This window comes from Micrococcus sp. EYE_212, from assembly GCF_023147585.1.
In the GTDB taxonomy this organism is placed as follows: Bacteria; Actinomycetota; Actinomycetes; order Actinomycetales; family Micrococcaceae; genus Micrococcus.
The window spans coordinates 47782-65392 of the sequence record NZ_JAHXOZ010000005.1; the positions used below are offsets into that span (position 1 = coordinate 47782).

26 protein-coding genes are annotated in these 17611 nt (G+C 70.5%); 2 read left to right on the forward strand and 24 right to left on the reverse strand.

Features of this window, described 5'->3' with window-relative positions:
• The first annotated feature begins 35 nt into the window (after positions 1 to 35).
• The gene (gene mscL / locus KZX60_RS04735) at positions 36 to 470 is read left to right on the forward strand and encodes a large conductance mechanosensitive channel protein MscL (RefSeq protein ID WP_248115953.1); all 435 of its coding nucleotides are present in this window, start codon (positions 36 to 38) and stop codon (positions 468 to 470) included.
• A 106-nt stretch (positions 471 to 576) separates the two neighbouring features.
• On the opposite strand, the gene KZX60_RS04740 is transcribed toward mscL, so the two are convergent.
• Both KZX60_RS04740 and glmM read right to left on the reverse strand, forming a co-directional pair.
• A complete protein-coding gene (locus tag KZX60_RS04740) occupies positions 577 to 756 on the reverse strand; it encodes a hypothetical protein (RefSeq protein ID WP_248115956.1) in 180 nt (59 codons plus the stop codon).
• Positions 757 to 759: 3 nt separating this feature from the next.
• On the reverse strand, positions 760 to 2115 hold the full coding sequence (glmM, locus tag KZX60_RS04745; protein ID WP_248115958.1) for a phosphoglucosamine mutase: 1356 nt from the start codon (positions 2113 to 2115) through the stop codon (positions 760 to 762).
• Between the two features lie 167 nt (positions 2116 to 2282).
• Between glmM and KZX60_RS04750 the strand changes: the two genes are divergently transcribed.
• Positions 2283 to 3080 (forward strand): peptidoglycan recognition family protein, encoded by a 798-nt coding sequence (locus KZX60_RS04750; protein WP_248115960.1) that lies wholly within the window; start codon positions 2283 to 2285, stop codon positions 3078 to 3080.
• 93 nt (positions 3081 to 3173) lie between these two features.
• Here KZX60_RS04750 and ppk2 read toward each other — a convergent pair whose 3' ends face one another.
• The 22 genes from ppk2 to rplN form a co-directional block, all read right to left on the reverse strand.
• Positions 3174 to 4217: a polyphosphate kinase 2 gene (gene ppk2, locus KZX60_RS04755; RefSeq protein WP_248115962.1), complete on the reverse strand. Its 1044-nt coding sequence runs from the start codon at positions 4215 to 4217 to the stop codon at positions 3174 to 3176.
• A gap of 188 nt (positions 4218 to 4405) precedes the next feature.
• Positions 4406 to 4900 carry a 30S ribosomal protein S9 gene (gene rpsI / locus KZX60_RS04760; RefSeq protein ID WP_248115965.1) on the reverse strand — a complete coding sequence of 165 codons (495 nt, stop codon included), beginning with the start codon at positions 4898 to 4900 and terminating at the stop codon, positions 4406 to 4408.
• A 37-nt stretch (positions 4901 to 4937) separates the two neighbouring features.
• Positions 4938 to 5381 (reverse strand): 50S ribosomal protein L13, encoded by a 444-nt coding sequence (gene rplM / locus KZX60_RS04765; RefSeq protein WP_248115967.1) that lies wholly within the window; start codon positions 5379 to 5381, stop codon positions 4938 to 4940.
• A 313-nt stretch (positions 5382 to 5694) separates the two neighbouring features.
• On the reverse strand, positions 5695 to 6675 hold the full coding sequence (truA, locus tag KZX60_RS04770; RefSeq protein WP_248115969.1) for a tRNA pseudouridine(38-40) synthase TruA: 981 nt from the start codon (positions 6673 to 6675) through the stop codon (positions 5695 to 5697).
• A 97-nt stretch (positions 6676 to 6772) separates the two neighbouring features.
• On the reverse strand, positions 6773 to 7516 hold the full coding sequence (rplQ, locus tag KZX60_RS04775) for a 50S ribosomal protein L17 (protein WP_248115972.1): 744 nt from the start codon (positions 7514 to 7516) through the stop codon (positions 6773 to 6775).
• Positions 7517 to 7588: 72 nt separating this feature from the next.
• Positions 7589 to 8587 carry a DNA-directed RNA polymerase subunit alpha gene (locus KZX60_RS04780; protein ID WP_248115975.1) on the reverse strand — a complete coding sequence of 333 codons (999 nt, stop codon included), beginning with the start codon at positions 8585 to 8587 and terminating at the stop codon, positions 7589 to 7591.
• Between the two features lie 133 nt (positions 8588 to 8720).
• A complete protein-coding gene (gene rpsK, locus KZX60_RS04785) occupies positions 8721 to 9125 on the reverse strand; it encodes a 30S ribosomal protein S11 (protein WP_248115977.1) in 405 nt (134 codons plus the stop codon).
• A gap of 84 nt (positions 9126 to 9209) precedes the next feature.
• Positions 9210 to 9578, reverse strand: a complete 369-nt coding sequence (gene rpsM / locus KZX60_RS04790; protein ID WP_248115979.1) for a 30S ribosomal protein S13 — start codon at positions 9576 to 9578, stop codon at positions 9210 to 9212.
• A 283-nt stretch (positions 9579 to 9861) separates the two neighbouring features.
• Positions 9862 to 9975, reverse strand: coding sequence for a 50S ribosomal protein L36 (rpmJ, locus tag KZX60_RS04795; RefSeq protein ID WP_002857509.1), 114 nt, complete (start codon positions 9973 to 9975; stop codon positions 9862 to 9864).
• Between the two features lie 37 nt (positions 9976 to 10012).
• Entirely contained in the window at positions 10013 to 10234 is a 222-nt protein-coding gene (gene infA / locus KZX60_RS04800; RefSeq protein WP_248115982.1) for a translation initiation factor IF-1, read from the reverse strand.
• Positions 10235 to 10394: 160 nt separating this feature from the next.
• Positions 10395 to 11237, reverse strand: coding sequence for a type I methionyl aminopeptidase (gene map / locus KZX60_RS04805; RefSeq protein ID WP_248115985.1), 843 nt, complete (start codon positions 11235 to 11237; stop codon positions 10395 to 10397).
• A gap of 4 nt (positions 11238 to 11241) precedes the next feature.
• Positions 11242 to 11859 carry an adenylate kinase gene (locus KZX60_RS04810; protein WP_248115988.1) on the reverse strand — a complete coding sequence of 206 codons (618 nt, stop codon included), beginning with the start codon at positions 11857 to 11859 and terminating at the stop codon, positions 11242 to 11244.
• 45 nt (positions 11860 to 11904) lie between these two features.
• The gene (gene secY / locus KZX60_RS04815) at positions 11905 to 13212 is read right to left on the reverse strand and encodes a preprotein translocase subunit SecY (RefSeq protein ID WP_248115992.1); all 1308 of its coding nucleotides are present in this window, start codon (positions 13210 to 13212) and stop codon (positions 11905 to 11907) included.
• Between the two features lie 162 nt (positions 13213 to 13374).
• Complete coding sequence (gene rplO / locus KZX60_RS04820) at positions 13375 to 13827, reverse strand: 50S ribosomal protein L15 (RefSeq protein ID WP_248115994.1); 453 nt, start codon at positions 13825 to 13827, stop codon at positions 13375 to 13377.
• Complete coding sequence (rpmD, locus tag KZX60_RS04825) at positions 13820 to 14044, reverse strand: 50S ribosomal protein L30 (protein ID WP_248115996.1); 225 nt, start codon at positions 14042 to 14044, stop codon at positions 13820 to 13822. Before rpmD ends, rplO begins: the two co-directional genes overlap by 8 nt.
• Positions 14045 to 14047: 3 nt before the next feature.
• Complete coding sequence (rpsE, locus tag KZX60_RS04830; RefSeq protein WP_248115998.1) at positions 14048 to 14794, reverse strand: 30S ribosomal protein S5; 747 nt, start codon at positions 14792 to 14794, stop codon at positions 14048 to 14050.
• Positions 14791 to 15165, reverse strand: a complete 375-nt coding sequence (gene rplR, locus KZX60_RS04835; RefSeq protein ID WP_248116000.1) for a 50S ribosomal protein L18 — start codon at positions 15163 to 15165, stop codon at positions 14791 to 14793. The genes rpsE and rplR overlap by 4 nt, the downstream gene beginning before the upstream one ends.
• A complete protein-coding gene (gene rplF, locus KZX60_RS04840; protein WP_248116002.1) occupies positions 15165 to 15698 on the reverse strand; it encodes a 50S ribosomal protein L6 in 534 nt (177 codons plus the stop codon). The genes rplR and rplF overlap by 1 nt, the downstream gene beginning before the upstream one ends.
• 30 nt (positions 15699 to 15728) lie before the next feature.
• Positions 15729 to 16127 (reverse strand): 30S ribosomal protein S8, encoded by a 399-nt coding sequence (rpsH, locus tag KZX60_RS04845; RefSeq protein WP_248116004.1) that lies wholly within the window; start codon positions 16125 to 16127, stop codon positions 15729 to 15731.
• Positions 16128 to 16199: 72 nt separating this feature from the next.
• A complete protein-coding gene (gene rplE / locus KZX60_RS04850; protein ID WP_248116006.1) occupies positions 16200 to 16775 on the reverse strand; it encodes a 50S ribosomal protein L5 in 576 nt (191 codons plus the stop codon).
• Positions 16775 to 17116, reverse strand: a complete 342-nt coding sequence (gene rplX, locus KZX60_RS04855) for a 50S ribosomal protein L24 (RefSeq protein ID WP_248116008.1) — start codon at positions 17114 to 17116, stop codon at positions 16775 to 16777. The genes rplE and rplX overlap by 1 nt, the downstream gene beginning before the upstream one ends.
• Positions 17117 to 17121: 5 nt before the next feature.
• A complete protein-coding gene (gene rplN / locus KZX60_RS04860; RefSeq protein WP_248116010.1) occupies positions 17122 to 17490 on the reverse strand; it encodes a 50S ribosomal protein L14 in 369 nt (122 codons plus the stop codon).
• Between the last annotated feature and the right edge of the window lie 121 nt (positions 17491 to 17611).

Sequence of the window (17611 nt, forward strand, 5' to 3'; positions counted from 1 at the left end):
TCGGCGCCGGCCTCGAATGGCCATAGACTTGCCCCATGCTTCAAGGATTCAAGGAATTCATCCTCAAGGGGAACGTCATCGACCTCGCCGTGGCCGTCGTCATCGGCGCCGCCTTCAGCAAGGTGATCAACGCGGTCGTGGAGAACGTGCTCATGCCGTTCATCTCCGGGCTCGTGAAGGCGCCGGACTTCGACCAGTTCGGCGTCGTGATGCTCAACGGCAACGCCATCCAGTTCGGCGTCCTCCTCACCGCGATCGTCAACTTCCTGCTCATCGCCGCGGCGGTCTACTTCGTGATCGTCCTGCCGATGAACGCCATGATCGAGCGCCGTAACCGGCGCCTCGGCATCACCCCGAAGGACGAGGAGGTGCCGGAGGACGTCGCGCTGCTCTCCGAGATCCGCGACCTGCTGGCCGCCCAGCGCGGCGGCGCCGCGGGCACCGTCACCGGGACCGACCCCCGCCTCTGAGCCTCCCTGCTCCCCGACCCCGACGGGCCCCGGACACCTCCCCAACGGAGGCGTCCGGGGCCCGTCCTGTCACGGGGCTCACCCGCCGGGGGCACGGGGCCGCCCCCTACGGTGCGGTGGCCGCGCCGCCGGTCCCCGCGTCCAGGCACGGCAGCCATTCGAGCGCCACGCCGCGGCCGCACACCGGGGCGTCCACGGCCACGTAGGCCACGCCCCACAGCAGCGCCAGCCCGGCCGTCAGTGCGCCGAGCAGCACCGCCCTGCGAGGCGGCTGGTCCGGGCGCACGGGTCAGGCGTGGAGCGCGAGCTCGCGCTGCACGACGGCGGCCAGGGACTCGGCCTCGCCGCGGGCGGTGTCCTCGTCCGGGGCCTCCACCATCACGCGCACCACCGGCTCCGTGCCGGACGGGCGCAGCAGCACCCGCCCCGTCTCCCCGAGGCGCGCCTCGGCCTCGGCCACGGCGGCCTGCACGGCCTCGTCCGTCCCGGCGCGGGCCTTGTCCACACCGCGCACGTTCACGAGCACCTGCGGGAGGCGCTGCATCACGCCGGCGAGCTCGGAGAGCGGGGTGCCGGTCTGGGCCACGCGGGAGGCGAGCTGCAGGCCGGTCAGCACGCCGTCGCCCGTGGTGGCGTGGTCCGCGAAGATCACGTGGCCGGACTGCTCGCCGCCCAGCGAGTAGTCCCCCAGCTTCATGCCGGCCAGGACGTAGCGGTCGCCGACCTGGGTCTCCACCAGCTGGACCCCCTCGCGGCCCATGGCCAGCTTGAGGCCGAGGTTGGACATGACGGTGACCACGAGGGTGTCGTCGCGCAGGGCGCCGCGGTCCTTCAGGGCCAGCGCCATGACGCCCATGATCTGGTCGCCGTCCACGACCTCGCCGTGCTCGTCCACCGCGAGGCAGCGGTCGGCGTCGCCGTCGTGGGCGATGCCCAGGTCCGCGCCGTGCTCCTTGACCGCCGCCTGGAGCATCTCCAGGTGCGTCGAGCCGCAGCCCTCGTTGATGTTCAGCCCGTCCGGGGAGGCGCCGATGACGACCACCTGCGCGCCGGCGGCGCGGAACGCCTCCGGTGAGCAGCCGGCGGCCGCGCCGTGGGCGCAGTCCAGCACCACGGTGAGGCCGTCCAGGCGGTGGGGCAGGGACTGGAGGAGGTGGAGGACATAGCGGTCCTCGGCGTCGGAGAAGACGCGCACGCGGCCCACGTCCGCACCCGTGGGGCGCAGCGGGTCGGCGCCCTCCAGGTGCTGGATGATCTCGTCCTCCTGCCCGTCGGTGAGCTTCTGGCCACCGCGGGCGAGGAACTTGATGCCGTTGTCCGGCGCAGGGTTGTGGGAGGCGGAGATCATCACGCCGAAGTCCGCGCCCAGGTCCGCCACGAGGAACGCGGCCGCCGGCGTGGGCAGCACGCCCGCGTCCCAGACGTCCACGCCGGACGAGGCGAGGCCGGCCACCACGGCCGCGCCGATGAACTGGCCGCTGATCCGCGGGTCCCGCGCGACGACGGCCACGGGCCGCCTGCCCGCCTCGAGGGCCTCGGCCCCGAGCACGGGGGCGGCCGCCTGGGCCAGCTGGAGGGACAACTCCACAGTGAGGGTCTCGTTGGCCAGGCCACGGACGCCATCGGTTCCGAACAATCTCGACATGATCAGTGAGTCTACGAGCCTGAGTGGCCCGGAGCACCACCCCCCGGGTCTCGAGCGCGCCGCGCGGCCGGTACCATCGAGCCGGTGGGCCCGCGCCCGTGCACCCGTCCGGCTCCCGGACGTGCGGCCCCGCGGCCCCCCGCCGCCCCGACACGAAGGACCCCTCCATGGCCGATCTCCCCGAGACCACCCCACGACGACGCTGGCCGCGCCGCGCCGTCCTGGGCGGCACCGGCATCGCGCTCGCCTCCGCCGCCGTCGCCTGCGGATCCGGCGACGAGGCCCCCGAGGCGTCCGCCTCCGCCGGCGGCGACGACCGCCCCCGCCTGCCCGCGCCGGAGATCCTCACGACGGACGACTGGGGCGCGGTCACGCCCGCCAACTACCTCCAGACCCTCTACGAGCGCCCCTCGTACCTCGTCATCCACCACACGACGACGCCGAACACCTCCGACGGGTCCCGCCAGGCCGCCATGGACCTCGCCCGCATGGTGCAGAAGGGCCACATCGCCCAGGGCTGGGGCGACTCCGGCCAGCAGTTCACGATGTCCCGCGGCGGCTTCCCCATGGAGGCCCGGCACGGCTCCCGCCACGCCCTCGAGGGCGGGGAGACCTTCATGCTGGGCATCCACGCCCTCGGCTTCAACGCCTACGCCCTGGGCATCGAGTGCGAGGGCTTCTACATGGTGAATCCGCCGCCGCAGAGCCTCTACGCGGGGCTCGTGCGGCTCTCCGCCTACATCTGCCAGCAGTACGAGATGCCGCCCTCGCGCATCATCGGCCACCGCGACGTGGTGGCCACCAGCTGCTGCGGCGACGCGTTCTACGCGAAGCTCCCGATCCTGCGCGAGGACGTGCGCGCCTCCCTGGAGGCCGGCGAGTACCGCATCAGCGAGGGGTTCGGGGCGGAGAACCTCCTCGACGACGCCCACGTCAACGCGGAGTGGGTCAAGCGCAACCCCTGAGCATCCGCACCGCCGACGACGGCGCCCCACCCGAGCGGGCGGGGCGCCGTCCTCATGCGGGGGCCTCGGCGGGCCGCCGCGCCCCGGACGTGCTCAGCGCACGCGCGGGAAGGAGCCGCTGTCGTGATCCTCGCCCATCTCGAACAGGTCCGTCGCGGGTGCGCAGATGAGCGGGTCCGGGGCGTGCACGATCCGCGCGTCCTTGTCCGGGTACGGGAGCGTGTGCAGCACGTGCCGGATGGCCTCGAGGCGCGCGCGCTTCTTGTCGTTGGACTTCACCACGGTCCACGGCGCGTCGGCCGTGTGCGTGTAGAAGAACATGGCCTCCTTGGCGTTCGTGTAGTCGTCCCACTTGTCGAGGGAGGCCATGTCGGTGGGCGAGAGCTTCCAGCGGCGGACGGGATCGGTCTCGCGGGAGGCGAAGCGGTTGAGCTGCTCTCGCTGGGAGACGGAGAACCAGAACTTCACGAGGTGGATGCCGGAGTTGACCAGCATGCGCTCGAGCTCCGGGGTCTCCCGCATGAACTCGAGGTACTGCGGCGGCGTGCAATAGCCCATGACGCGCTCGACGCCGGCCCGGTTGTACCAGGACCGGTCGAACATCACGATCTCCCCGCCGGAGGGCAGGTGCTGGATGTAGCGCTGGAAGTACCACTGCGAGGCCTCGGCCTCGGTGGGCTTCTCGAGGGCCACGGTGCGGGCGCCGCGCGGGTTGAGGTGCTCGTTGAAGCGCTTGATCGCGCCGCCCTTGCCGGCCGCGTCGCGCCCCTCGAAGATGATCAGGACCTTCTGGCCCGTCTCCTTGACCCACAGCTGCATCTTCAGCAGCTCGATCTGGAGCTCGCGCTTGCGGCGCTCGTAGAGGCGTCGGCTGATCTTCGTCTCGTAGGGGTAGCCCTCGCGCCACGCGAGCGGGTCCGGGGTCGGCAGGGCCTTGTCCCCGCGCAGCTTGCGGCCGAGCTCGTGGATCTCGTCGACCTCCGCGGCGTAGTCGTGGGTCACGGCGAACGGGAGATCGGAATCCCCCGCCTCCAGCACGTGGACGGGGGTGCTCTCCGGCGACGCCGGCGCGTCGGTCTGCGCCTGGCCCTGGGCCTCCTGGGGGGCGTCCTCCGGGCGGCGGGATGAATCTGCCATGGCGGATCTCCTCGTGGCTCTCACACGTCTCGCGCCACCGGCGGGAGCCCTCACGCCCCGGGCGAGCCCCCGCCGCACTGCGGGGACCCTCACAGTCTAGGCGCCGGACGCGGCAGACCCCGCGCCACCGGGGAACGGTGACACGGGGTCTGCGGGGCGGATCCGCTCGGCCGGAGCCGAGGCGCAGATCAGCGCTTCGAGAACTGCGAGGCCTTGCGGGCCTTCTTGAGGCCGGCCTTCTTGCGCTCGATGACGCGGGCGTCACGGGTGAGGAAGCCGGCCTTCTTGAGGGCGGCGCGGTTGTGCTCGCGGTCGATCTCGTTCAGGGCGCGGGAGATGCCCAGGCGCAGCGCACCGGCCTGGCCGGAGGGGCCGCCGCCGTGGATGCGGGCGATCACGTCGTACGCGCCGGCGAGCTCCAGCAGCGTGAAGGGGTCGTTGACCTCCTGCTGGTGCAGCTTGTTGGGGAAGTAGTTCTCCAGGGTGCGGCCGTTCACGGTCCACTGGCCGGAGCCGGGGATGAGGCGGACGCGCGCCACGGCCTCCTTGCGGCGGCCGACGGCGGCACCAGGGACGGTCAGGGCGGGACGCTCGGACACGGCGGCCTCGTCGGTGGAGGCGGTGGCGGACGACTCGGAGGTGTAGCTGGTCAGCTCCACGTCCTCATGCTCATTGATGCTCATGGTTCTCCTCAGGAAAAGTCTCAGGCGGTCGCCAGGGTCACTGGGCGACCTGGCCGATCTCGAAGGTGGCGGGCTGCTGGGCGGCGTGCGGGTGCTCGGCACCGCGGTACACCTTGAGCTTGCCCATCTGCTGGTCGGCCAGCGAGTTCTTGGGGAGCATGCCGCGGACGGCCTTCTCCACGGCGCGGACCGGGTTGGTCTCGAGGAGCTCGGCGTAGCTCTGCGACTTCAGGCCGCCCGGGTAGCCCGAGTGGCGGTAGGCGCGCTTCTTCTCGAGCTTGGCGCCGGTGAGGGCCACCTTCTCGGCGTTCACGATGATGACGAAGTCGCCCATGTCCATGTGGGGGGCGAACGTCGGCTTGTGCTTTCCGCGCAGCAGGGTGGCGGTGTGGGTGGCCAGGCGGCCGAGGACGACGTCGGTGGCATCGATGATGTGCCACTGGCGGTCGGCATCGCCAGGCTTGGGAGAGTACGTACGCACGTTGTCTGCCTTCAGGGTCGGTGATCGGTCACAGTGGCCGCGCGCTGGGGCGTGATTCCGGCGTGGGGCGCACTGTCAGTTCTCCGTGCGCGCCGGGGCTCCAGGTGAGGACTGGAAGGCGACCGGGCCCGAGGATCCCGGGGGTGCGGCGCGAGCTGAAGGCCATGCAACTGAGCCACTCGCGGCACGACGCATCCGGGTGCGGACATGCGCAACGTCTCCCCATGCTACCGGGTCCGCGTCCCCGCGGCAAAAGCGCGGGCCCACGTCCCGCGGCGCCCTTCGGGGGCGCCCCCGACGTCGACGCCCGGACTCACAGGGAGCGTCGGGCCCGTGTCCCCGCGGCGCGGGCCCGCAGCACGTCCGGGTTCGCCGGGTAGGCGACGCGGGCCAGGGTCAGCCCACCCGGCGGCGCGAGGCGCACATGGGAGTCCCGCACGCGGGCCGCCAGCCGCTCGCCCGCCCAGCCGGGAGCGCGACGCCCCTCCCCCACCTCCAGGAGCGCCCCCACGATGGAGCGCACCATGTGGTGGCAGAACGCGTCCGCGCGGATCTGGACACGGACGATCCCCTCCGGGTCCCGCTCGACCCGCAGATCCTGGACCTCGCGGATGGTGGTGGCACCCTCGCGCGGCCTGCAGAAGGAGAGGAAGTCGTGCAGGCCGAGGAGGGCGTGGGCCTCCGTCTGCATGCGCCCCACATCCAGGGCGGCGCCGTGCCAGTGCGTGCCCCGGCGGGTGAGCGGGTCCTGCGTCGCTCGGCGGTCGCTGATGCGGTACTCGTACTCGCGCCACAGGGCGCCGAACCGCGCGTCGAAGCCCTCCGGTGCACGGGCCGCGCCGTGCACCACGACGGCGCCGCCCCAGCCGGAGAGCACGCCCGCGAGGCGGCGCAGCAGGGCCTGCCCCGGGTCATCGCCCGGCCGGCCCCGGGAGAGGCCCTCCCACTCGGCGGCGGAGAGGTCCAGATGGACCACCTGGCCGCGCGCGTGGACGCCGGCGTCGGTGCGCCCGGCCACCACCGTGGCCACGGGGCGGCGCAGGATCCGCTCCAGCGCCTCCTCGAGCGCGCCCTGGACGGTGGGCAGCCCCGGCTGGGAGGCCCAGCCGGAGAACGCCGAGCCGTCATAGGCGAGGTCGAGCCGCACCCGGAGGCGCGCGTCGGGGACGGCGAGGTCCGCGGCGGCGTCTGCGGCGGGCGCGGCGAGGTCCGCGGCGGCGGACGGGGTGGAGTCGGCCTCGGCGGACGCGTTCCCGCGCGGGCGGGTGTGCTCGGCAGAGCGGTGCTCGGTCATGGTGCTCCTGGGGGTCGACGCGACGAAGGGCCGCCCACCGAGGTGGACGGCCCTTCGCTCAGGGGTTGCGCTCCCCGCCGAGGGGGTGCGCACGGCCTCACTCGGAGGCGGGCATCTTCTGCGCCGCAGCGCCGCCGGCGGGCTCGAAGCCGGCGGCCACGGCCTCCTCGACGGTGGTGAACCAGACCTCGGCGGTGGTCTGGTCGTACCAGCGGGAGCCGGGGACGTGGTACTTCTTCGAGCTGGCGTTGCCCTTGATGGTCGCGCCCTCGGGAGCGGAGCCGTCCTCGGTCGTGGCGACGGCGCCGTCGATCTCGGCGGCGGTCTCCTCGGACTCGGCCACGGTGACGTCCTCGGTGGCGGCCGGGTCCACGGCCTCCACGGGGACGGCCTCGGCCTCGACCGGGGCGGCCGGAGCCGTCTCGACGGCGCGCTCGGCCTCACGGACGACGGCCTGCTTCGGGGAGACCGGATCCATGATGAGCTCGATCACGGCCATGGGCGCGTTGTCGCCGTGGCGGTTGCCGATCTTGGTGATGCGGGTGTAGCCGCCGTTGCGCTCGGCCATGGCCGGGGCGATCACCGTGAACAGCTCGTGCACGATGGACTTGTTGGTGCGGTTCTTGGCCGCGATGATGCCCTGCACCTTGCGACGGGAGGGCAGGTCGCCCTTCTTCGCGAAGGTGATGAGGCGCTCCGCGTGGGGGCGGAGGCGCTTGGCGCGGGTGAGCGTCGTGGTGATCGACTTGTGCTCGAAGAGCTGGGCCGACATGTTGGCCAGCATGATGCGCTCGTGGGCCGGGCTGCCGCCCAGGCGCGGACCCTTGGTGGGGGTAGGCATGGTGTTTCTCCTCAGGTGGTCCCCGGTGCCGGCGTCGGCCTCGGGGTCAAAGATTCAGGGGTGCGGTGCGGCTCAGAAGTCCGAGAACGGATCGTCGTCCATCTGGCGCGCGTGGAGCTGCGGGTCGTAGCCGGCCGGCGAGTCCTTGAGGGACAGGCCCAGCTCCTCCAGCTTCTCCTTGACCTCGTCGATGGACTTCGCGCCGAAGTTGCGGATGTCCATCAGGTCGGCCTCGGACCGGGCCACGAGCTCACCCACGGAGTGGATGCCCTCGCGCTTGAGGCAGTTGTAGGAGCGCACGGTCAGCTCGAGCTCCTCGATCGGCTGGGCCAGGTCGGCGGACACGTCGCCCTCCGCCGGCGTCTCGCCCAGGTCGATGCCCTCGGCCTCGACGTTGAGCGCCCGGGCCAAGCCGAACAGCTCGACGAGCGTGGAGCCCGCAGAGGCCACGGCGTCGCGCGGCAGCATGGACTCCTTGGTCTCCACGTCCAGGATCAGGCGGTCGAAGTCCGTCCGCTGCTCCACACGGGTGGCCTCGACCTTGAAGGTCACCTTGAGCACGGGTGAGTAGATGGAGTCGACCGGGATGCGGCCGATCTCCGCGTCCGCGGACTTGTTCTGGGCCGCCGTCACGTAGCCGCGGCCGCGCTCGACCGTCAGCTCCATGTCGAACTTGCCCTTCGCGTTGAGCGTCGCGATGTGGAGGTCCTTGTTGTAGATCTCCACACCGGCGGGGGCGGTGATGTCCGCGGCGGTCACGACGCCGGCCCCCTGCTTGCGCAGGTAGGCGACGACGGGCTCGTCGTTCTCGGAGGAGACGGACAGCTGCTTGATGTTGAGGATGATCTCGGTGAGATCCTCCTTGACGCCGTTGACGGTGCTGAACTCGTGCAGGACGCCGTCCACGCGGATGCTGGTCACGGCAGCACCGGGGATGGAGGAGAGCAGAGTGCGGCGCAGGGAGTTGCCGAGGGTGTAGCCGAAGCCGGGCTCCAGCGGCTCGATCACGAACCGGGACCGACGGTCGGACACGACCTCTTCGGTCAGCGTGGGGCGCTGTGCAATGAGCACGAACATTTCCTTTCGGCGAGCGTCCGCCATATGACGCACGCGGGGGGTGGAAACGAGGACGGGATGGGATCAGGTCGCAGACCTGTCCGCACCCGCCCCGGGGGACGGGGCGGGTGCGGAGAAGACGCTCAGGTCAGACGCGGCGGCGCTTCGCGGGGCGAGCACCGTTGTGGGCCATGGGGGTGACGTCCTGGATGGACCCCACCTCGAGGCCGGCGGCCTGCAGGGAGCGGATGGCGGTCTCGCGACCCGAGCCCGGGCCCTTCACGAAGACGTCCACCTTCTTCATGCCGTGCTCCTGGGCGCGCTTGGCGGCCTGCTCGGCGGCCAGCTGCGCGGCGTAGGGGGTCGACTTGCGCGAGCCCTTGAAGCCCACCTCGCCGGACGAGGCCCACGAGATGACGGCACCCGTGGTGTCCGTGATGGACACGATGGTGTTGTTGAACGTGCTCTTGATGTGGGCCTGGCCCACGGTGATGTTCTTCTTGTCCTTGCGGCGCGGCTTGCGGGCCGCTGCGGCGCGGGTCTTGGGGGGCATGTGGTTCTCCTGACGAAAAGGCTGACGGTGCAGGTGCTGCGGCGGGGCGGCCGGACGGGTCCGGGCTCAGCCTCGCCGGCAGGATCACTTCTTGCGGCCGGCGACCGTCTTCTTGGGGCCCTTGCGGGTGCGGGCGTTGGTCTTCGTGCGCTGACCGCGCACCGGAAGGCCGCGACGGTGGCGCAGGCCCTCGTAGGAGCCGATCTCCACCTTGCGACGGATGTCGGCGGCGACCTCGCGGCGGAGGTCGCCCTCCACCTTGTAGGTGCCCTCGATGTGGTCGCGCAGCTGCACCAGCTGTTCGTCGGAGAGGTCCTTCACGCGGATGTTCGGGTCGATCCCGGTGGCGGCGAGGGTCTCCTCGGCGCGGGTCTTGCCCACGCCGTAGATGTAGGTGAGTGCGATGATCACGCGCTTCTCGCGCGGAATGTCAACGCCTGCAAGACGAGCCATGCGGCCGTCCTCCTGTTCCTTGAAGCAGCAGAGGTCTGCACCAGGGACGCCCGGACGACGCGGCTCACGGCCAAGCGGACCCTCGAGCCGCGGCGCCCAGCGAGTGCTCGGCGTGCTCCGCGGCGGTCGTCCGCCGTCGTCGGTCTCCGGCCCCTGCGACCGGAGGTGTCGGCCGCGTCCCGCGTGACGGGGGCGACCGTTGTCCCTGCTGTTCGGCCATCATGGCCGGTTGGGTGTTCTCGTCAGCGCACGGCGTCGCTCCCCCGCGAGACGGGGGAGGCGATCAGCCCTGGCGCTGCTTGTGGCGCGGGTTCGAGCAGATCACCAGAACGCGGCCCTTACGGCGCACGACCTGGCACTTGTCACAAATCCGCTTCACGCTCGGCTGAACCTTCACGGCTCTTCCTCCTGCGCTCGCTTGGACGGGTTGGGTCTTACTTGTAGCGGTAGACGATGCGACCTCGATTGAGGTCGTACGGGCTAAGCTCCACCACGACGCGATCCTCGGGGAGGATGCGGATGTAGTGCTGACGCATCTTTCCGGAGATCGTGGCGAGCACGACGTGCTCGTTCTGCAGACGGACGCGGAACATCGCGTTGGGCAACGCCTCCGACACCGTGCCCTCGATCTCGATGACACCTTCCTTCTTAGCCATGTCCTCCACTATCGTCATGCTCCGACAGCGGCGCGGTGGCGCCGCCCACGGGGCGGGAACGGGGTGGATCGCGGCGGCACGCCGACGGCGAGCGGACACGATCAACATTCGATGATACCGCATCCGGAGCCGGATGACCACCACGCCCGGGCGTGCGGGGTCACTCCCCCAGCGGGACCGGGGTGACGCCGAAGCGGGCCAGCTCGGACGCGCCGCCGTCGGGGGCGGTGAGGACCCACAGGCCGCCGGCGTGGCGGCACACCGAGTGCTCCCACTGGCTCGCCCGGGCCCCGTCCTCCGTCACCACGGTCCAGTCGTCCTCGAGGGTGCGGGTCTCGATGCCGCCGCGCACGAGCATGGGCTCGATCGCGAGCGCCAGGCCGGGGCGCACGCGCGGGCCCTGGTGCCCGGTGCGGTAGTTGAACACATCCGGGGGCAGGTGCATGGCCGAGCCGATGCCGTGGCCCACGTAATCCTCGAGGATGCCGAGCTCGGGGCCGTCCTGGGCCGAGACGTGGTCGTCGATGGCGTCGCCGATCTCCCCCACGTGCGTGGCGGACGCGAAGGCGGCGATCCCCGCCCACATGGCCTCGCGGGTGACGGCGGAGAGGCGCTCGTCCGCGGGGTCCGCCGTGCCGGCCGCGGAGGACCCCAGGATCACGGTGCGCGCGGAGTCGGCATGCCAGCCGTCCACGATCGCGCCGCCGTCGATCTTCAGGACGTCGCCGGCCTGCAGGACGCGCTCCCCGGGGATGCCGTGGACCACCTCCTCGTTCACCGACGCGCAGATCGTGGCGGGGAAGCCGTGGTAGCCCAGGAAGTTCGAGGTTGCGCCGTGCTCGGCGAGGACGCCGCGGAACACGGCGTCCAGCTCCGCGGTGGTCACACCGGGGGCGGCGGCGTCCACGGCGGCATCGAGGGCCGCGGACAGGACCACCCCCGCACGCTGCATGGCCTGCAGCTGGGGGGTGGTCTTGAGCTCGAGGGAGCGACGTCCGATCACGCGGTCAGGCCTCGGTCCGCGGGGTGATGACGGGCAGGGTGCCGGTCGCCGCGCGCACCGAGTAGACGGCCTGGAGCAGGCGTTCCGTGACGTCGTCGATCTGGCCCGTGCCGTCCACGCGCGCCACGATGCCGCGGTCCACGTAGTTCTCGATCACGACCTCCGTCTCGCGGTGGTAGAGGTCGAGGCGGTGCTGGATGACGTCCTGGGTGTCGTCGGCGCGGCCCTCGATCTCGGCGCGCTTGAGCAGACGCTCCACGAGCTCGGCGTCCGGCACCTCGAGCTCGACGACGGCGGACAGGGCCTGGCCGGCCTCGCGCAGCATGGCGTCGAGCGCCTCGACCTGGCCCGCGGTGCGGGGGTAGCCGTCCAGGAGGAAGCCGTGCTCGGCATCGGGCTGGGCGATGCGGTCGGCCACCATGCGGTTGGTGACGTCGTCGGGCACGAAGTCGCCGTTGTCGATGTAGCGCTTGGCCTCGACGCCGAGCGGGGTCATGGCCTTGACGTTGTGGCGGAAGATGTCGCCGGTGGAGATGGGGACGATCCCCAGCTTGTCGGCGATCCGGGAGGCCTGGGTGCCCTTACCGGATCCGGGAGGGCCCATGATCAGCATGCGGGTCATCGTGTGTTCCTCACTCTCGAGATGGTGGACGTCCGTGGCGGCCGCTCAGCGCAGCAGGCCCTCATAGTGGCGCTGCTCCATCTGCGCGTTGATCTGCTTCACCGTCTGGAGGCCCACGCCCACCATGATGAGGATGGACGTGCCGCCGAACGGGAAGTTCTGGTTGGCGCCGATCAGCACGAAGGCGATCAGCGGGATCATGGCCACGATACCCAGATACAGGGCACCGGGGAGCGTGATCCGGCTGATGACGTACTGGAGGTAGCGCTCCGTGGGGCGCCCCGCCCGCACACCCGGGATGAAGCCGCCGTACCGCTTCATGTTGTCCGAGATCTCCTGCGGGTTGAACGTGATGGAGACGTAGAAGTAGGTGAAGCCGATGATCAGCAGCAGGTACAGCGCCATGTAGACGGGGTGGTCCCCCCCGGAGAAGTACGTGCTGAGGAAGCCCACCCATGCGGGCGGCGCGGAGCCGTCCTGCGGGGTGTTGAACTGGATCAGGATGCCCGGGAGCATCAGCACGGAGGACGCGAAGATCACCGGGATCACGTTGGCCATGTTGACCTTGATCGGGATGAACGTGCTCGAGCCGCCCACGGTGCGCGAACCGATCTGCCGCTTCGCGTACTGCACCGGGATCCGGCGCTGGGACTCCTCCACGAACACGATGGCCAGCATCGTCAGGAGGCCGACCACCATCACGACGGCGAACGTGCGCCACCCCTGGGTCTGCAGCACCTGCGCGATGCCGGACGGGAAGCTCGCCGCGATCGAGGCGAAGATCAGCAGGGAGATGCCGTTGCCGACCCCGTTCTCCGTGATCCGCTCGCCCAGCCACATCACGACGACGCAGCCGGTGGCCAGGACGATCACCACGAGGAGGACGGTGAGCAGCGAGTCGTCCCGCAGGAGGGGGATGCTGCAGTTGAGCAGCGCGCCGGAACGGGCCAGCGACGTCATGGTGGTGGCCTGGAGGAGAGCGAGCGCGATGGTGAGGTACCGGGTGTACTGCGTCAGGGTGGCCTGGCCCTGCGGCCCCTCCTGGTGGAGCTGCTCGAAGCGCGGGATCACCACGCGCAGCAGCTGGACGATGATGGAGGCCGTGATGTACGGCATGATCCCCAGCGCGAAGACCGAGACCTGGAGCAGCGCCCCGCCCGAGAACATGTTCACGAACGAGTAGAGGCCCCCGGTGGTGCTGCCGGAGGCCAGGCAGGTCTGCACCGCCGCGTAGTCCACACCCGGGGAGGGCACGAAGGCCCCGAGCCGGTAGACCGCGATGAGACCGAGCGTGAAGAAGATCTTCCGCCTCAGGTCCGGCGTCCGGGCGATCCGCGCGATGGCCTTGAACACATGTCCTCCTGCGGGGGGTGGGGGTTCGGCGCTCCCCCACGCGGGGGACGCACGAGGGCCCGCCGCACCGGGCGGGCCACCGTGCGAGTCTACACGGAGCACGAAGGCCCCGGGCCGGGGCGGATGGCCCCGGGCCCGGGGCCCGTGTGGTCGATCAACGGATCAGACGGTCTGCGTCGAGCCGCCGGCCGCCGCGATCTTCTCGACCGCGGAGGCGGAGAAGGCGTTCGCGGTGACCTGCACCGGAACGGTGATCTCGCCGGTCCCCAGCACCTTCACGGGCTGGTTCTTGCGGACGAGGCCCGCGGCGACGAGGGCGTCCACGGACACCTCACCGCCCTGCGGGAAGTGCACCGAGAGCTTGTCCAGGTTGACCACCTGGTACTCGGTGCGGAACGGGTTCTTGAAGCCGCGAAGCTTCGGCAGGCGCATGTGCAGGGGCAGCTGGCCGCCCTCGAAGCCCACGCGGACCTGGTAGCGGGACTTCGTGCCCTTGGTGCCACGGCCGGCGGTCTTGCCCTTGGAGCCCTCGCCTCGACCCACGCGGGTCTTGGCGGTCTTGGCTCCGGGGGCAGGACGCAGGTCGTGGATCTTGATGGCGTCGTTCTCAGCCATGGTTGACCTCCTCCACGGACACCAGGTGCGGCACGGTGTTGACCATGCCCACGGTCGCCGCGTCAGCCTTGCGGGTGACCTGGTGGCCGATCCGCTTGAGGCCGAGCGAGCGGAGGGTGTCCCGCTGGTTCTGCTTGGTCCCCGTCACGCCACGGGTCTGGGTGATCACCAGAGTGGCGTCCGAGGGCTGGACGTTCTTGCGAGTGGGCTCAGACACAGCTCACACACCTGCCTTCTGCGCGCTCTTCTTGGCGCGGTCGTTCTCCATGGTGCGCAGCATCGCGTGGGGCGCGATCTCGTCCAGGGACTTGCCGCGGCGGGCCGCGACGGCCTGGGGCTCCTCGAGGCGCTTCAGCGCGTCCACGGTGCCGCGGACGATGTTGATGGCGTTCACGGAGCCCATGGACTTGGAGAGCACGTCATGGATGCCGGCGCACTCCAGCACGGCGCGCACCGGACCGCCGGCGATCACGCCGGTACCCGGGGACGCCGGACGCAGCAGCACGACGCCGGCGGCGTCCTCACCCTGCACGAGGTGCGGGATGGTGGAGCCCACGCGGGGCACGCGGAAGAAGGACTTCTTGGCCTCCTCCACGGCCTTCTGGATCGCGGCGGGGACCTCCTTCGCCTTGCCGTAGCCCACACCGACGGTGCCGTCGCCGTCACCCACCACCACGAGGGCGGTGAAGGAGAAGCGGCGGCCGCCCTTGACGACCTTGGACACGCGGTTGATGGCGACGACGCGCTCGAGGAACGCGTCCTTCTCCTCGTCGTTGCCGCGACCGTTGCGGTCGTCACGACGACCGCGACGGTCTCCGTCACGCCCGCCGCGACCGCCGTCGCGACCGCCACGGCCGCCGGCGGAACGCTCGGTGGTGTGGCTGGCCGAGCCCGAGGCGGTCTCGGACACGGGGGTCTCGGTGGTCTCGGTCACCTGGGTGCCCTTCTCGTTGTTGTTCTCGCTCACAGCTTCAGCCCACCCTCTCGCGCACCGTCGGCCACGGCCGCAACGCGCCCGTGGTACTTGTTGCCGCCGCGGTCGAAGACCACGGCGTCGATGCCGGCGGCCTGGGCACGCTGGGCGACGAGCTCGCCGACGCGCTTGGCCTTGGCCGTCTTGTCGCCCTCGAGCGCGCGCACGTCGGCCTCCATGGTGGAGGCAGAGGCGAGCGTGCGGCTCTGCGTGTCGTCCACGATCTGCACGAACATGTGGCGCGCGGAGCGATTGACGACGAGGCGGGGACGGACGGTGGTGCCGGAGATCCGCTTGCGCACCCGGAGGTGGCGGCGGGTGCGGGCGTTGAACTTGCCCTTGCCCTTCACCTTCAGAGTAGACATCACTTACCTGCCTTTCCGGCCTTGCGGCGGATCTGCTCGCCCGCATAGCGGACGCCCTTGCCCTTGTACGGGTCAGGGCGACGCAGCTTGCGGATGTTGGCGGCGGTCTCGCCGACCTTCTGCTTGTCGATGCCGGCGACGGTCACCGTGTTGCCCGCGACGGTGAACGCGATGCCCTCGGGGCACTTCACCGGGACGGGGTGGGAGTAGCCCAGGGCGAACTCGAGGTCCTGACCCTTGGCCTGCACGCGGTAGCCGGTGCCGACGACCTCGAGCTGCTTGGAGAAGCCGTTGGTCACGCCCTCGACCATGTTGCTGATCAGGGTGCGGGACAGGCCGTGGAGGGAGCGGGACTCGCGCTCGTCGTCGGGACGGGCCACGATGACCTGCCCCTCCTCGAGGGTGGCCGTGATGGGCGTGGGCAGCGTGTGCTCCAGCTGGCCCTTGGGGCCCTTCACGGAGACGCGGGCGCCGTCGATGGTGACATCGACGCCGCTCGGGATGGTGATCGGCAGACGTCCGATTCGCGACATATCAGTTCAGCCTTTCTTCCGTCTCGCCCGTCACCAGACGTAGGCGAGGACTTCCCCACCCACGCCCTTCTTGGCGGCCTGGCGGTCCGTGAGCAGACCCGAGGAGGTGGACAGGATGGCGATGCCGAGGCCGCCCAGCACGTGGGGCAGGGTGGTGGACTTCGCGTACACGCGAAGGCCCGGCTTGGAGATACGACGCAGGCCGGCGATCGCGCGCTCACGCTGCGGGCCGAACTTCAGGTCGATGGTCAGCTTCTTGCCGACCTCGGCTTCCTCTTCACGCCAGTCCTGGATGTAGCCCTCTGCCTTGAGGATCTCCGCGAGGCGGGTCTTCAGCTTGGAGGACGGCATGGACACGGTGTCGTGGTAGGCCGAATTGGCGTTGCGCAGACGGGTGAGCATGTCTGCGACGGGATCGGTCATGGTCATGTGGGCTTCCGCCCTTTCTCGCCGTGGTTTCCCGCACCGGTTCACCGGTGGGGGACCTGTGGCGCGGAGGTCTTACTGGTCGGTCTTGAACGGGAAGCCCAGCGCCTTCAGCAGCGCGCGGCCCTCGTCGTCGTTCTTGGCGGTGGTCACCACGGTGATGTCCATGCCGCGCACGCGGTCGATCTTGTCCTGATCGATCTCGTGGAACACGGTCTGCTCGGACAGGCCGAAAGTGTAGTTGCCGTTGCCGTCGAACTGGCGGTCGGACAGGCCGCGGAAGTCACGGATGCGCGGGAGCGCGAGCGTGACGAGGCGGTCCAGGAACTCCCACATGCGGTCGCCACGGAGGGTGGCGTGCGTGCCGATCGGCATGCCCTCACGCAGCTTGAACTGCGCGATGGACTTGCGGGCCTTGGTGACCATCGGCTTCTGGCCGGTGATCGCGGTGAGGTCCGTGACGGCGCCGTCGATGATCTTGGAGTCCTTGGCGGCCTCGCCGACACCCATGTTCACGACGACCTTCACGAGGCCCGGCACCTGCATGACGTTCGCGTACTGGAACTGCTCCTGGAGGCCGCCGCGGATCTCGTCGCGGTACTTGGCCTTCAGACGCGGGGTGACCTTCTCGGTCTGCTGCACCTCGGTCATCACAGCTCCTTCCCCGAGGACTTGGCGAAGCGCACCTTCACGGTGACGTCCTCGCCGCCCTTCTGGACGGTCTCGAAGCGGTAGCCCACACGGGTCGGCTTCTGGGTCTCGGGGTCCACGACGGCCACGTTCGAGATGTGGATCGGGGCCTCGACGACCTGCAGGCCGCCCTCGGTGGAGCCGTTGTTGTTCTGGCCGGCGCGCAGGTGCTTGGTGACGCGGTTGACGCCCTCCACCAGCACTCGCTCGTCGGCGGGGAAGACGCGCAGGACCTTGCCCTGCTTGCCCTTGTCCTTGCCTGCGATGACCTGCACGAGGTCATCCTTCTTGATCTTGGCCATGAGGGTCAGATCACCTCCGGGGCGAGCGACACGATCTTCATGAAGCGCTTGTCGCGCAGCTCGCGCCCCACGGGACCGAAGATGCGCGTGCCACGGGGCTCGCCGTCGGTCTTGAGGATCACGGCCGCGTTCTCATCGAAGCGGATGTACGAGCCGTCGGGACGGCGGGACTCCTTGCGGGTCCGCACCACCACGGCCTTGACGACATCGCCCTTCTTGACGTTGCCGCCGGGGATGGCGTCCTTGACGGTGGCGACAATCGTGTCGCCGATTCCTGCGTAGCGGCGTCCTGAGCCACCGAGAACACGGATGGTCAGGATCTCCTTCGCACCGGTGTTGTCGGCGACCTTGAGCCGCGACTCCTGCTGGATCACTTGTCTCTCCTAGCGTCGCGCCGGTTCTCCCCCACTGTTGGGCGAGCCTTGCGGAACGGTTGAACGGTCATCCCGGGACGCTTACCCCTGCCCCCGTGGCGGACGTCTCCGCGGCACGGGC

What these genes read in the sequence shown, in the direction of transcription:
- rpsK (WP_248115977.1), bottom strand. Translation starts at nt 9,125, where the DNA reads ATGCCCCCCAAGACCCGCGCCGCAGCGGCCCGCAAGCCGCGCCGCAAG.
- rplQ (WP_248115972.1), bottom strand. Translation starts at nt 7,516, where the DNA reads ATGCCTACCCCCACCAAGGGTCCGCGCCTGGGCGGCAGCCCGGCCCAC.
- rplO (WP_248115994.1), bottom strand. Translation starts at nt 13,827, where the DNA reads ATGGCTGAGAACGACGCCATCAAGATCCACGACCTGCGTCCTGCCCCC.
- infA (WP_248115982.1), bottom strand. Translation starts at nt 10,234, where the DNA reads ATGGCTAAGAAGGAAGGTGTCATCGAGATCGAGGGCACGGTGTCGGAG.
- rplE (WP_248116006.1), bottom strand. Translation starts at nt 16,775, where the DNA reads ATGACCGAGGTGCAGCAGACCGAGAAGGTCACCCCGCGTCTGAAGGCC.
- rpsI (WP_248115965.1), bottom strand. Translation starts at nt 4,900, where the DNA reads ATGAGCATCAATGAGCATGAGGACGTGGAGCTGACCAGCTACACCTCC.
- rplR (WP_248116000.1), bottom strand. Translation starts at nt 15,165, where the DNA reads ATGTCTACTCTGAAGGTGAAGGGCAAGGGCAAGTTCAACGCCCGCACC.
- ppk2 (WP_248115962.1), bottom strand. Translation starts at nt 4,217, where the DNA reads ATGGCAGATTCATCCCGCCGCCCGGAGGACGCCCCCCAGGAGGCCCAG.
- truA (WP_248115969.1), bottom strand. Translation starts at nt 6,675, where the DNA reads ATGACCGAGCACCGCTCTGCCGAGCACACCCGCCCGCGCGGGAACGCG.
- rpsH (WP_248116004.1), bottom strand. Translation starts at nt 16,127, where the DNA reads ATGACCATGACCGATCCCGTCGCAGACATGCTCACCCGTCTGCGCAAC.
- mscL (WP_248115953.1), top strand. Translation starts at nt 36, where the DNA reads ATGCTTCAAGGATTCAAGGAATTCATCCTCAAGGGGAACGTCATCGAC.
- glmM (WP_248115958.1), bottom strand. Translation starts at nt 2,115, where the DNA reads ATGTCGAGATTGTTCGGAACCGATGGCGTCCGTGGCCTGGCCAACGAG.
- KZX60_RS04750 (WP_248115960.1), top strand. Translation starts at nt 2,283, where the DNA reads ATGGCCGATCTCCCCGAGACCACCCCACGACGACGCTGGCCGCGCCGC.
- KZX60_RS04810 (WP_248115988.1), bottom strand. Translation starts at nt 11,859, where the DNA reads ATGACCCGCATGCTGATCATGGGCCCTCCCGGATCCGGTAAGGGCACC.
- rplX (WP_248116008.1), bottom strand. Translation starts at nt 17,116, where the DNA reads ATGGCCAAGATCAAGAAGGATGACCTCGTGCAGGTCATCGCAGGCAAG.
- rplF (WP_248116002.1), bottom strand. Translation starts at nt 15,698, where the DNA reads ATGTCGCGAATCGGACGTCTGCCGATCACCATCCCGAGCGGCGTCGAT.
- rpsM (WP_248115979.1), bottom strand. Translation starts at nt 9,578, where the DNA reads ATGGCTCGTCTTGCAGGCGTTGACATTCCGCGCGAGAAGCGCGTGATC.